This is a genomic window from Micromonospora sp. CNZ295 (assembly GCF_004217535.1).
Genome location: NZ_SHKZ01000001.1, coordinates 1,023,512 through 1,036,612, shown reverse-complemented (window position 1 = coordinate 1,036,612; position 13,101 = coordinate 1,023,512). Strand labels below are relative to the sequence as shown.

Sequence of the window (13,101 nt, the reverse complement as noted above, 5' to 3'; positions counted from 1 at the left end):
ACGCTAGACAGCCCTAGTTTCGGCAATCAGCGCTCCTTCAGGCAGAGCACGTAGTCGAGCAGGTTCACCGAGTTGTCGTGCACGTAGTTCGCGGTCGCCTCCGGCGCCAGGACCTGGCAGCGGTCGCCGTCGGTCGACGCCGGGATCCGCAGCAGCACCTCGTAGGTGTTCGGGCCGCACGGCACCTTGCGCAGCTCGGCGTCGTCGTCGGTGCCGTCGTTGACCACGCAGTCGCCACGCCGGAAGTCCTCGGCCCCGGTCGGGCTGGGCTCGGCGGTCGGCGCCGGGGGCCCGCTCGGCGGGACGGGCACCGAGGTCGTCTCCGGAATCGAGACCGACGGGGAGTCGTCGCTCGCGGCCTGCCACACCGCCCAGCCGGCCAGGCCCAGGCAGGGGCAGAGCAGGAGGACCACCACCAGCCCGATGATCAGCGCGATCTTTCCGCCGCCACCCTTCCTGGGCGGTGTGGGCGGCGCAGCGTACCCGCCGGGGACACCCCACTGGCCACCCGGCGGCGGACCGGGTGGGAGCGGCGTCGGCCCGGCCGGAGGGAACGGGCCGGGCGGCGGATAGCCACCCGGTGCTCCCGACGACGGGGGCTGGCCGGCGCCGGATGTCGGGTGGGGGTGGCCACCGCCGGTGGGCGGCGGGAAACCGCCGGCCGGCTGGCCCGCGCCCGAGGTCGGCGGCGTGGCGGGCGGACCCCACGCCGCCGATGCCGTGCCGGCCGGGGGCGCGCCCCACTGCGGCAGGGTCGGGTCCACGCCGGCCGCCGGAGGGCTCCACTCCGAGCGGATCGGATCCGCGACCGGCTGTCCCCACTGCGGGACCGTCGGCTCGGACCCGGCCTGCGCAGCCTGCCGCATGGTCGGCTCGGTGTCGGCCTGGACGGGCTGCCGCACGGTGGGCTGCTCGCCCGGCTGGACCGGGTGCGGGACGGTGTGCTCACCGGCGGGCGGAGTGGGCTGCTGGACGGTCGGCTCGCTCGCCGGCTGGGCGGGCTGCTGGACGGTCGCCTCGTCCTCGGGCCGGGCCGCGTTCCAGTGCGGGACGGTCGGCGGCTCCGGGCGGTCCTCGGGCGGTGGCACGCCCGGAGCACCGGACGGTGGCGGCGTAGGGTCGTCCGGCGGGCCGGCTGGTCCGTAGGTCGTCATCTCTCTTCCCAGGGGTGCGGTGGCTCAGCGCTGCTTCAAGCAGAGCACGAAGTCGAGGGTGTCCAGCTCGCTGTCGAAGAAGTACCAGTTGGTGTAGCCGTCGACCTCGGCGCACTTCGCCGCGGCATCCTTCTCGCCGGTGGTCGGGCCGTCCACGCGGTGCAGCACCTGGTACGACTTCGGGGCGCACTCGCTGATCAGCAGCGCCGGCTTCCCGCCGGCCGGACCGTTGTTCCGGACGCACTGGCCGACCTTGACGAAACGCGGGTCGGCCGAGGACTCGGGCGCGGCGACGCTCGGTACCGGGCTGCCCTCGTCGGCCGGGGCGGTCGGCCCGCCGGCCGCGGCCGTCGGCGCCGCGGCCGGCGCGTCTCCGGGCCGCCCGAGCAGCCAGACGGCCGCCGCCCCGCCGCCGAGCGCCAGCACCACGACAGCGGCGAGCACCGCGATCAGCGGGCCCCGGCCCCGGCCGCGGGACGGCCGGCGGGGCGGGGCCGGGTCGCCGCCGGGATCCCCGGGACCGCCCGGGCCGCTCCACGGCTGGTACGCCGGGTGGTACGACTCCGGGGCGTACCCCGGGGAGTCGTAACGCGGGGAGTCGCCGTACCCGGTCCGGTCGTACCCCCCGGCGTGCGGGGCGTCGTAGCGCGGCCGGTCGCCGTAGCCGGGCTGCTCGCCGGAGCCCGGGCCCCGCGCCGCGTCCCGCCACCCGCGGTCGGGCCGGCCGTAGGTGTCCTCCGGTCGGCGGCTCCGCCACGGCTCGCCGGTGGTGCCGTCCGGTGGTCCGTAGTTCGCCATGCGCGCCCTCCTGCGGCGGGGGTGAGAGGCCGGCCACCTTCGGGGGACGCCGACGCCCACGCCACCGTAGCGTGACGCTGCGATGAGCTCACCCACGCCAAGTGCGACACCCGTCACCGGCGCCGCCGCCCGCGCCGCCACGCCGGCTCTCGTCTGGACGGCGCTGCTCCTGGTGTACGTCCTGTGGGGCTCGACCTACCTGGGCATCCGGATCGCCGTCGAGTCGCTGCCGCCGCTGGCCTCGGCGGCCGGCCGGTTCGCCGTCGCCGGGCTGGTCCTCGCGGCCGTGCTGCGGGTACGCCGGGGGCCCGGCGCCCTGCGGGTGGACCGGCGTCAGCTGCGATCCGCCGCGCTGGTCGGTGCGCTCCTGCTGGCCGGTGGCAACGGTCTCGTCGTGCTCGCCGAGTCCGGCCCGCCCGGGGTGGCCGTGCCGTCCGGGATCGCCGCGTTGCTGGTGGCGACCGTGCCCCTGCTCGTGGTGCTGCTCCGCTCCGCCACCGGTGACCGGCCGCGGATCCTGACGTTCGGCGGGGTGACGCTGGGCTTCGTCGGTCTGGTCCTGCTGGTGCTGCCCACCGGTGAGGTGGGCGCGGTGCCGCTGGTCGGCGCGCTGACCGTCGTCGTGGGGGCGACCAGCTGGTCGATCGGCTCGTTCCTGGCCGGCCGGCTGCCGATGCCCGCCGACCCGTTCGTAGCGACCGTGTACGAGATGTTCGCCGGCGCGGCCGTGCTCGCCGTGCTCGCCGTGGGGCGCGGTGAGCTGAGCGGCTTCGACCCGGGAGCGGTCACGGCCCGGTCGTGGTGGGCGCTGGCGTACCTGATGGTGTTCGGCTCGCTCGTCGCCTTCACCGCGTACGTGTGGCTGCTGCACCACGCGCCGATCTCGCTGGTCGCCACCTACGCGTACGTCAACCCGGTGGTGGCCGTGGCGCTCGGCGCGCTGCTCGTCGCCGAGCCCGTCACCGCCCAGGTCGTCCTGGGCGGCGCGGTGATCGTCGCCGGCGTCGCCCTGGTGGTGACCACGGAACGCCCAGCCCGACGCTGACCGGTCGGAGGCGTCCTGGGGGCGACGCCCGGCGGCAACGAGGGGCGCTTCCGTTCAGATCAGGCGGAGCTGGCGGTCCCTGGGGCGGCGGGGTTCGGCCTCGCCGAGGCGTTCGAAGAGGCCGGGGTCGATCGTGTCGAGGAACGGCGACGGGCGGCAGTCGCGTTCGGTGCCCTGGCGGACCCGCCGGGCGGCGTGGCTGACATACAGGCGGTCCTGGGCCCGGGTGAGGCCGACGAAGAAGAGCCGCCGCTCCTCGGCGACCGCTTCGTCGTCGGGCTCCGTCCCGGGCCAGCGCAGCGGCAGCAGCCCGTCCTCCGCGCCGACCAGGAAGACCACCGGGAACTCCAGTCCCTTGGCGGCGTGCAGGGTGAGCAGCGTGACGGCCTCGGCGCGCGGATCGAGCGCGTCGACCTCGGCGCCGGTGGCGAGCTGGGACAGGAACAGCTCCAGGTCGTCGCCGCACCGCCGGGCGAGCGGGGTGAGCAGGTCCACCGCCACCCGTACGTCCGCCGGCCGGACCGCGCCCGACCCGTCCAGGGTCGGCGTGGCGAACCGCTCCGCGACCACCTGCCCGGCGAGCCGGACCCGGGCCGCCAGGCCCCCGCCGAGGCCGCTGGCGTGCCGCAACTCGCGGGCGATGGCGGCCACCCCGGGCCGGTCCCGCAGCCGGTCGTGCGACCGTTTCTGCACCGGGATGTTCGCCCGGGTGAGCGCGTCGACGATCGGTGCCGCCTGGGAGTCGGTGCGGTAGAGCACCGCGATGTCGGAGAACGAGAGCGTGGTCGAGCGACCGTCGATCCGGCCCGAGTCCAGCGAGCGGTGGGACAGGCCACCGACCAGCTCGTCGACGGTACGGACGACGAAGTCGGCCTCGTCGGTGACGGACGTGGCGGCGTACCGGCCGACCAGGGGTGCCTCCGGGTCCAACCGGGCCGGGTCCAGCCGCCGGCCCCGGACCAGCGACGACGGTGCGATCGCCTGTACGGCGGCGGCCAGGATCGGCGCGGACGAGCGGTAGTTGCGGTTGAGCCGCACCAGCCGGGCGTCGGTGAAGTCCCGCGAGAAGCGCAGGAAGTATCCGACGTCGGCCCCCCGGAACGAGTAGATCGCCTGATCCGGGTCGCCGATCGCGCACAGGTTCCCGTCCGCGGGGCTGAGCAGCCGCAGCAGCTCGTACTGCACCTCGTCGACGTCCTGGTACTCGTCCACGAAGATCCACCGCCACCGGTCCCGGTAGGCCTGGGCCAGCTTCCGGTCCGCGCGCAGCAGCGCCAGCGGAAGGGTGAGCAGCTCGTCCAGGTCGACCAGGTCCTGCTTGCGCAGCAGCGCGAGGTAGGTGTCGTGGTCGTCGGCGGCCTCCACCCGGGCGGCCGCCCGGTCCGCGTCGTCGGCGATCCGGAAATCCGCCGGTAGGCCGGCTGCCTCGGCGTTCTCCCGCAGGATCTGCAGACCCACCGAGTGGAACGTGCCGACGGTGACGTCCTCGGCGACCGGCCCGAGCAGCCCGTCGAGACGGTGCCGCAGCTCCTCGGCGGCCCGCCGGGTGAAGGTGATCGCCAGACACTGCTCCGGGAAGACGTTCAGCTCCGCGCAGAGGTACGCGATCCGGTGGGTCAACGTCCGCGTCTTGCCGGTGCCCGGTCCGGCCACGATCAGCAGCGGCCCGCCCGGTGCGGAGGCGGCCACCCGCTGCATCGCGTCCAACCGGTCGAGCAGGCCGGTGCCGACCTCCTCCATCCCGGACAGCATCGGCTCGAACGGCTCGTGCGGCGAGGGTCGGGGCGCGATCGGGGGCGGGGGCGGAGCGGTCCGCTTCGGCTCCGGCTTCGCCACCGGGCGGCGGGCCTTCGGCTTCGCCGCCGGCTCCGCGGGCCGGCGCTGCGCCGGCACCGGTACGTCGAACAGCGTCTCCTGGGCCGCCGATGCGCCGCCGCCGCCCAGTTCGGACGGGTCGAAGAGGGTGATGACGCCGTACTCGCCGTCGTAGCCCGGCACCCGGCGGACCTCGCCGCGGCGCAGCCGCCCGATGCCCTCGGCCAGCAGCTCGCCGCCGACCCGCCCGATCTCGTCCAGCGGCGTACGGGTGAGGATCTCCAGCTCGGGGCCGAGCGCGGAGATCAGGTCGTTGAGTCTGCCCTCGACCCGCTTCGACCGCGCGCCCACCTTGTTGATCTCACCGAGGATCTCGGCCAGGGGCACCAGGTGGGTGACCGCGCGGGCGTGCGGCGGCCGGTGCCCCACGGGACGGTCGGCCAGCTCCGCCACCCGGCTGAGGACGCCGACGGTCAGTGGTTTGCCGCACTCCGGACAGCGCCCGCCGGCCGCCCGGGTCTGCTCCGGCGCCCAGTTGACGCCGCACAGCCGGTGGCCGTCCGCGTGGTACTTCCCCTCCTCCGGGAAGAACTCGATGGTCCCGGCCAGGCCGTCGCCGGTGCGCAGCGCCTCGCGTACGGCGAAGTAGTCCCGTGCCGAGGTGAAGACGGTCGCCTCGCGGGCCAGGGCCGGCGGGGAGTGGGCGTCGGAGTTCGACACGAGCCGGTAGCGGTCGAGGCTGCCGACCCGCCAGTTCATCTCCGGGTCGGAGGAGAGGCCGGTCTCCACGGCGAAGACGTGGTCGGCCAGGTCGGCGTAGCAGTCGGCGATCGCGTCGAAGCCGGACTTGGAGCCGAGCGCGGAGAACCATGGCGTCCAGATGTGTGCCGGCACCAGGTACCCGTCCGGGCTCGCCTCCAGGGTGATCTCCAGCAGGTCGCGGGAGTCGAGGCCGAGGATCGGCCGGCCGTCCGAGCCCAGGTTGCCGATCCGCCCGAGGGCGGCGTTGAACCGGGCCACCGCGTCCAGGTCCGGCAGGTAGATCAGGTGGTGCACCTTGCGGGTACGGTCGTCGCGCTTGTAGATCGTGGAGATCTCGACGCTGAGCATGAAGCGCACCGGGGCGGTCTCCGCCTCGTCGGCGAGTCGCGGTGGCAACCGCCGGGCGATGTCCCGCTCGGTCTCCGGGCTCAGCCGGTACAGGCCCGGCTCGGCCGGGTGCAGGGTCTCCCGGAGGTGGTCGTACCAGGCCGGGTGGGTGAAGTCGCCGGTGCCGAGCAGGGCGACGCCCTTGCGCCGGGCCCACCAGCCCAGGTTCGGCAGGGTGAGATCGCGGCTGCACGCGCGCGAGTACTTGGAGTGGATGTGCAGGTCCGCGACGAAGGGCGGACGGCCACCGGGGGGTGCGGCACTGATCGGAGGCACGCCGCATCCTGCCACGCCGCCCGCGTCGTACGCCCGCCGCCACGCGCTCAGGTGAGCTGCGCTATGTCGAACGCAGCTCGACGAGGGTGATCTGCGGCTCGGCGCCGACCCGCACCGGGGGGCCCCAGAACCCGGCGCCGTTGGTCACGTACACCTTGGTGCCGTTCACCTCGCCCAGCCCGGACACCACCGGCTGCTCAAGCCGCACCAGGTAGTTGAAGGGCACGATCTGGCCGCCGTGGGTGTGACCGGACAGCTGCAGGTCCACGCCGAACTTCGCGGCCTCGAAGGCGGCGACCGGCTGGTGGGCGAGGAGCACCACCGGTCGGCTCAGGTCCCGGTCACCGAGCGCGGCGGCGTAGTCCGGTGCGGCCACCCCGGTGCCGTCGGCGCCGGCGTCGTTGACCCCGGCCAGGTCGAGCACGCCGCCCCGGGCGGCGATCTCCACCCGCTGGTTCTGGAGCACCCGCAGGCCGAGGCGGTCCACCTCCCGGACCCACTCGTCAACCCCGGAGTAGTACTCGTGGTTGCCGGTGACGAAGTAGCTGCCGTGCCGGGAGCGCAGGCCGCGCAGCGGTGCGGCCGCCTCGCCCAGCTCAGCGACCGAGCCGTCGACCATGTCACCGACGATCGCGACGATGTCGGCGTCCAGCCGGTTGATGGCGGCGACGATCTGCTCGGTGTGCGCGCGGCCGCGCAGCGGACCGAGGTGGATGTCGGAGACCGTGGCGATCCGCAGGCCGTCCATGCTGCGGGGCAGCTTGGCGATCGGGATCTGCACCCGGTCCAACTGGGGCGGGCCGAGGGCGGTACGCACGCCGTACCCGGTGATGCCGGTGGCGGTGAGCCCGGCGAAGATCGCGGCCCCGCGCGCCAACAGCAACCGGCGCGACGGGTCGTGGTCCGGTTGCCCGACCGCGGCGGCGGCCGGCGGGTCGGCGGGCCCGGCGGCACCCACCAGGGCCGGCTCGGGGGCGGCGGCGGTGGGTTCGGCGGCGGACACCCGGCGGCGCAGCACCAGCCTGGCCACCAGCATCGGGATCTCCATCGCCGCCAGCAGCACCAGCAGGTAGAACATGATCGCGAGCCAGAGGTAACCCGGCCAGGCGAGCCAGTATGCCCCGGCCCGGGTGCCGACCATGGTCGCCGGGACGAGCAGCGCGAGCGCCAGTGCGGTGAGGCTGCCGACCCGCCGCCAGCGCCCCGGCGTGGTCGTGTCGCGCACGAGCCGCTTCCAGAGGTAGAGGTGGATCAGACCGGTGATCAGGGCCAGGGTGGCGACGAACCCCAGAACCGCCAACAAGGTGGAGCCTCCCTCAGCCGCCAGCGAAGGGCGGCAGGACGTCGATCGTGGCCCCCGCCGGCAGGGGTGCCCGCCGATCATGACAGGTCACGCCGTCGATCAGGAAACTCGCCGCGCGGAGCACGGTGGCGAGCCGCTCGCCGTGCCGGTCCGCGAGTTCCGCCAGCAGTTCGTCGAGCGACCGGCCGGCGGAGGCGATCTCCTCGGTGCGGCCGGCGGCGGCCCGCGCCCCGGCGAAGTAGCGGACGGTGACGGTCGGCACGATCAACCTCCGATCGCGGACATCGGCCGGGTGGGTTGCAGGAAGGTCGGGTCGTCGATGCCATGACCGGCCCGTTTGCTCCAGGTCGCGGCACGCCAGCGTCGGGCCAGCTCGTCGTCGTCCGCTCCGGCGCGCAGGGCGCCGCGCAGGTCGGACTCCTCCGTGGCGAACAGGCAATTGCGGACCTGGCCGTCGGCGGTGAGCCGGGTGCGGTCGCAGTCGCCGCAGAAGGGACGGGTCACGGTGGCGATCACGCCGACCCGGGCCGGGCCGCCGTCGACCAGCCAGGTCTCGGCCGGTGCCGCCCCGCGCTCGGCCGGGTCGGAGGTCAGATCGTAGGCGGACCGCAGCGAAGCGAGGATCTCGTCGGCGGTGACCATGGTCGCCCGGTCCCAGCCGTGCTGGGCGTCCAGCGGCATCTGCTCGATGAACCGCAGCTCGTAGCCGTGGTCGAGGGCGAAGCGGAGCAGCGCCGGGGCCTCGTCGTCGTTGACGCCCCGCATCAGCACGGCGTTGACCTTGACCGGGGTGAGCCCGGCCGCCGCCGCACCGGCCAGCCCGGCGAGCACGGCGTCCAGCCGGTCCCGCCGGGCCAGCCGGCTGAACCGCTCCCGGTCCAGCGTGTCGAGCGAGACGTTCACCCGGTCCAGGCCGGCGGCGCGCAGGGTCGGTGCCAGCCGGTCCAGGCCGATGCCGTTGGTGGTCAGCGAGATGCGCGGCCGTGGCTCCATCGCCGCCACCGCCGCGACGATGCCGACCAGGCCCGGCCGGATCAACGGCTCGCCGCCGGTGAACCGCACCTCGGTCACCCCGAGCCGGGTCACCGCGACCCGGATCAGCCGGATCACCTCGTCGTCGTCGAGCAACTGCGGCCCGGCGAGCCACGGCAGCCCTTCGGCCGGCATGCAGTACGTGCAGCGCAGGTTGCACTTGTCGGTCAGGGAGACTCGCAGGTCCCGGGCGACACGGCCGTACCGGTCGACGAGGACGCCGTCGGTCGGTCGGGCGGCGTTCACGAGTCGACCGTAGCGCGATCGGGCCCGGTCAGCGCGGCCCGGGCGGTGTGAGCGACCGCATCCCGGTAAGCCGCGCCGAACAGTGCGGTGTGCACCAGCATCAGGTGGAGCTGGTGCAGGGGGAACCGGTCCCGCCAGCCGTCCGCCAGCGGCCAGGTCTCCGCGTAGGCGCCCAGGATCCGGTCCAGGTGCGGTGCGCCACCGAAGAGCGCGAGCTGCGCGAGGTCGGTCTCCCGGTGGCCGCCGTGCGCGGCCGGGTCGACCAGCCAGACCCGGTCGTCGGCACCCCACAGCAGGTTGCCCGGCCACAGGTCGCCGTGGACCCGGGCCGGGGGCTCGTCGCCCCCCAGCTCGGTGATCCGGGCGAGCACCTGCTCGACCAGGTCGCGCTCCGGCGGACCGAGCGCGCCGCTGTCGACCGACATCCGCAGGTATGGAAGGATCCGGCGCTCGGCGAACCAGCGGGACCAGGGGCCCTCGTCGGGCGTGTTGTCCGCCGGTAGCGCGCCGATGAACCCCGGCCAGTCGGCACCGAAGGCGGGCGCGCCGGCCCGGTGCAGGGCGGCCAGCTCCCGACCGAACCGTTCGGCCGCCGCCGGGCCGGGCTCGCCCGGGTCGATCCACTCCAGCGCCAGCAGGTCGGGCAGCGCCACGATCACCTCCGGCACGGCGACCGCGCCCGCCTCCCGCAGCCAGCGCAGCCCGGCCGCCTCGGTGGCGAAGAAGTGCTCCGGTCGTCGCCGGGCGGCGTGCTCGGGCCAGGTCTTGGCGAAGATCGAATGCCCGTCGTCGAGCGTGAGGCGCGACGCGGCGCAGATGTCGCCGCCGGAGACCGGGGTCTCCCGGATCCGCTGATGGGTCAGGAAGGTCGGCAGGTGCTCCGGGTGGGCCCGCAGGTACGCCAGATCCATGTCGGGACGGTAGCGCGTGGCTGCGACGAGATGGGGCCGTGCCGAGACCTGGACCCCGCTGAATCGCTCCGAGCTGCACAGTTACTCTGCGCATCTGTGGATGGACCGCGTGTCGTCCACAGGGGCGGACAGCGGGTGCCGGCGCGGCGCAGGCTGCCGGCATGACCTCGACCGACATCCCTCGACTCTCCGTCCGGTCTCCCGGCGACCTGATCGCCGCCGTGCCGTACCTGCTCGGGTTCCACCCCGCCGACAGCGTCGTCGTGGTGGCCATGCACGGCAAGCGGGTCACCTTCGCCGCCCGTACCGACCTTCCGGACCTGGCGGGTCCGGGCCGTCCGGCCGCCACCGCCGGCTCCGCCGCCACCGCCGGCTCCGCCGCCACCGCCGACTCCTCCGACTCCTCCGGCGCCGCCGCCGGCACCGCCGATCCGGGCCGGCCGGCCGGCGCCGCCCGGGTGGCCGAGCCCGCCGAGGCGGCGCGGCACGTCGCGGCGGTGGTGGCACGACAGTTCGCCGACCGCGCGACCGTGCTCGGCTACGGGCCGGCGACCCGGGTCACCCCGGCCGTCGACGCGGTCCGCGCGGCCCTCGCCGAGGCGGGGATCCCGGTGCTCGACGCCCTGCGGGTCACCGACGGGCGCTACTGGTCGTACCTCTGCGACGAGCCGGAGTGCTGCCCGCCCGACGGCACGCCGTACGACGCCCGGTCGAGCGAGGTGACGGCCGCCGCCGTCTTCGCCGGGCAGGTCGCCCTGCCCGACCGGGATGCCCTGGTCGCGCAGGTGGCGCCGGTGCAGGGCGCCGAGCGGGCCGGGTTGCGGCTGGCCACCGAGCGGGCGCTGCGCCGGCGCGGCGAGCTCGTCGAGGCCGCCCCGGCGGCGGATCTGCTCGGGGGGCGCGCGGTACGGGCGGCCGGCCGGGCGGCGGTACGTCTCGCCCTGCGCCGGCACCGGACGGGGGAGCGGCTGGACGACGACGAGGTGGCGTGGCTGAGCCTGCTGCTCACCGACCTGACCGTGCGGGACCACGCGTGGGAACGCACCGACGGGCGGGAGGCCGACATCGCCCTCTGGACCGACGTCCTGCGCCGAGCCGAGCCGGAGTTCATCGCCGCCCCGGGCTCACTGCTCGCCTTCACGGCCTGGCGGGCGGGGCACGGCGCACTGGCCGCGGTGGCACTGGAGCGGGTGCTCACCGTGCACCCCGGGTACTCGCTCGCCCTGCTCCTGGACGATCTGCTCCGGCGTGGCGTACCGCCGGCAGGCCTGGACGGCTGGCCGGCGGTACGGCTGCCCGGCGTCCCGGGCCGTCCGGGGAGGAGTCGCCGTGGCAATCGCTGACCGCCAGCCGACGCCGGGCTGGGAGCTCGGACAGCGGGCTTTCGCGGGGCCGACCGCGCAGCCGGTCGTCGCGGCATACTAACAAGACTTCTTGTACGTCACATCTTGTAGGTCTAGCCTGGGGGCATGCCGGAGGCCGACGACACCCTGCACCTGACCGATCCACGGGCCATGCGCGCGCTCGCCCACCCGACCCGGCTGCGGCTCCTCGGCGAGCTGCGGACGCGCGGCCCGCAGAGCGTCGGCATGCTCAGCGACGTGGTGGACGAGGCGGTCGGCTCGGTCAGCTACCACCTGGGCAAGCTCGCCGAGCACGGTTTCGTGCAGGAGGCGCCGGAGTGTGCCCGCAGCCGCCGCGAGCGCTGGTGGCGGGCGGCGCACCTGCGTACCTCGTGGGAGCCGCTGGAGGTGCTCGACGATCCGGAGCGCAAGGCCGCCTCCGACCTGCTCCGGCGGGCGGTCCTGCAGCGCTACGTCGAGCGGTTGCAGGCGTACCTCGACGCGGAGGCCGGGTTCGAGCCCGAGTGGGTGCGCGGCACCGCCAGCAGCGACAGCCTGTTCCACCTGACCAGTGACGACCTGGTGCAGCTCCGCGCCGACCTGGAGGCGTTGGCCGCGCGATGGGCGGCGCGCAGCGACCCGGGCCGGGCGGACACGCGACCGGTCGCGCTGATCTACCACGCCTTCCGGTGGCCGCAGTGAGCCCGGCGGGCCGCGCGCCCGGCGCCGGTCTCGCCGACGGACCGGCCACCGGCTCAACCTCGCCGCCGATGGCGGCGTGCACCCGGGTGCCGCTGGTCGGCCTGCTGGTCAGCCACGTCGTCTCGCTGACCGGCAACATGCTCACGCTCATCGCCCTGCCGCTGTACGTGCTCGCCGAGACCGGCTCGCCGGCCGCCACCGGCCTCGCCGGGGCGGTCGCCACCGCCCCGGTCGTGCTCGGCGGTGCCCTGGGCGGTGTCGTCGTCGACCGGATCGGTTACCGGCGGGCGGCGGTGCTGGCGGACGTCGTCTCCGGGGTGACGATCGGTGCGGTCCCGCTCCTCGCGGCCACGGTGGGCCTTCCGTTCTGGGGTCTGTTGGCGTTGGTCTTCCTCAGCGGCCTGCTCGACACTCCCGGCCAGACCGCGCGGACGGCGCTGCTGCCCGAGGCCGCCACGGCCGCCGGGCTGCCGGTGGAGCGGGCGATCGGCTGGTTCGAGGCGGCCGAGCGCGGCGCCCGGCTGCTGGGCGCACCGGTCGCCGGGCTCCTGGTCACCGTGCTCGGGGCGCTGCCCGTCCTGGCGATCGACGCCGTCACGTTCGCCGTGTCGGCGCTACTCGTCGCCGGCCTGGTGCCGGCCGGCCTGCAGGCCGCCGCCGACCCCCGCGAGGCCACCGACGGCGGCTACTGGCGGCAGTTCGCGGCGGGGGTGCGATTCCTGCTCACCGAACCGCTCCTGCGCGCCCTGGTCCTGCTGGTTCTGGTCACCAACTTCCTCGACGCGATGAAGGGCAACGTCCTGCTGCCGGTCGTCGCCAACCGGGAACTTGGCGGCGGCACCGCCTTCGGGCTGCTGGTCGGGGCGATGGGCGGCGGCGCGCTCGCCGGCTCGCTCGCGTTCAGCGCCGTCGGGCACCGGCTGCCCCGGCGGGCCACCTTCGTCATCGCGTTCGCGGTGGCCGGGGCACCCCCGTTCTGGAGCCTCGCCGCGGGCCTGCCGCTGCCGACGCAGGTCGCCGTCTTCGCCGTCGCCGGGTTCGCCGCCGGGGCGATCAACCCGCTGATCGGCGCCGTCAAGCTCGAACGGGTGCCGCCCCGGATGCGGGCCCGGGTGTACGGCGTCATCGGCGCCGGGGCGTGGGCCGCCATCCCACTCGGCGCGCTCAGCGCCGGCTTCGCCAGCGAGCACGTCGGCACGACGCCCACGCTCGTCGTGGCGGGTGCCGCGTACCTGCTGGTCGTCCTGGCGCCGCTGCTCGGCGGCCCGTGGCGGACGATGGGCCGCGACCGTTGACGACTGGGCCGGTCCCCGCACCGCGCCCGTCG

At 75.2% G+C, this 13,101-nt stretch carries 10 protein-coding genes and 1 pseudogene; 4 read left to right on the top strand and 7 right to left on the bottom strand.

Going from position 1 to position 13,101, the window contains the following annotated elements; translation table 11 throughout:
• Nucleotides 1-26: 26 nt before the first annotated feature.
• Nucleotides 27-431 (bottom strand): LppU/SCO3897 family protein, encoded by a 405-nt coding sequence (locus EV376_RS04915; protein WP_130328524.1) that lies wholly within the window; start codon nt 429-431, stop codon nt 27-29.
• A gap of 747 nt (nt 432-1,178) precedes the next feature.
• Nucleotides 1,179-1,673, bottom strand: a pseudogene (locus EV376_RS30715) (LppU/SCO3897 family protein); the annotation flags it as partial.
• A gap of 361 nt (nt 1,674-2,034) precedes the next feature.
• On the opposite strand from EV376_RS30715, the gene EV376_RS04900 reads away from it, so the two are divergent.
• The gene (locus EV376_RS04900; RefSeq protein ID WP_130320958.1) at nt 2,035-2,997 is read left to right on the top strand and encodes an EamA family transporter; all 963 of its coding nucleotides are present in this window, start codon (nt 2,035-2,037) and stop codon (nt 2,995-2,997) included.
• Nucleotides 2,998-3,051: 54 nt separating this feature from the next.
• Here EV376_RS04900 and EV376_RS04895 read toward each other — a convergent pair whose 3' ends face one another.
• The 5 genes from EV376_RS04895 to EV376_RS04875 all read right to left on the bottom strand — a co-directional run bounded on the left by EV376_RS04895 (nt 3,052) and on the right by EV376_RS04875 (nt 9,729).
• The gene (locus EV376_RS04895; protein ID WP_130320957.1) at nt 3,052-6,237 is read right to left on the bottom strand and encodes a UvrD-helicase domain-containing protein; all 3,186 of its coding nucleotides are present in this window, start codon (nt 6,235-6,237) and stop codon (nt 3,052-3,054) included.
• Nucleotides 6,238-6,298: 61 nt separating this feature from the next.
• On the bottom strand, nt 6,299-7,540 hold the full coding sequence (locus EV376_RS04890; RefSeq protein WP_130320956.1) for a metallophosphoesterase: 1,242 nt from the start codon (nt 7,538-7,540) through the stop codon (nt 6,299-6,301).
• A gap of 13 nt (nt 7,541-7,553) precedes the next feature.
• Entirely contained in the window at nt 7,554-7,802 is a 249-nt protein-coding gene (locus EV376_RS04885; protein ID WP_130320955.1) for a MoaD/ThiS family protein, read from the bottom strand.
• 2 nt (nt 7,803-7,804) lie between these two features.
• A complete protein-coding gene (gene moaA / locus EV376_RS04880; RefSeq protein WP_130320954.1) occupies nt 7,805-8,818 on the bottom strand; it encodes a GTP 3',8-cyclase MoaA in 1,014 nt (337 codons plus the stop codon).
• Entirely contained in the window at nt 8,815-9,729 is a 915-nt protein-coding gene (locus EV376_RS04875; protein ID WP_130320953.1) for a fructosamine kinase family protein, read from the bottom strand. Before EV376_RS04875 ends, moaA begins: the two co-directional genes overlap by 4 nt.
• 161 nt (nt 9,730-9,890) lie before the next feature.
• Between EV376_RS04875 and EV376_RS04870 the strand changes: the two genes are divergently transcribed.
• The 3 genes from EV376_RS04870 to EV376_RS04860 all read left to right on the top strand — a co-directional run bounded on the left by EV376_RS04870 (nt 9,891) and on the right by EV376_RS04860 (nt 13,069).
• Nucleotides 9,891-11,072, top strand: a complete 1,182-nt coding sequence (locus EV376_RS04870; RefSeq protein ID WP_130320952.1) for a DUF4192 domain-containing protein — start codon at nt 9,891-9,893, stop codon at nt 11,070-11,072.
• A 126-nt stretch (nt 11,073-11,198) separates the two neighbouring features.
• Entirely contained in the window at nt 11,199-11,774 is a 576-nt protein-coding gene (locus EV376_RS04865) for a winged helix-turn-helix domain-containing protein (protein WP_130320951.1), read from the top strand.
• Nucleotides 11,762-13,069 (top strand): MFS transporter, encoded by a 1,308-nt coding sequence (locus EV376_RS04860; protein WP_486482518.1) that lies wholly within the window; start codon nt 11,762-11,764, stop codon nt 13,067-13,069. The genes EV376_RS04865 and EV376_RS04860 overlap by 13 nt, the downstream gene beginning before the upstream one ends.
• Nucleotides 13,070-13,101 lie beyond the last annotated feature (32 nt).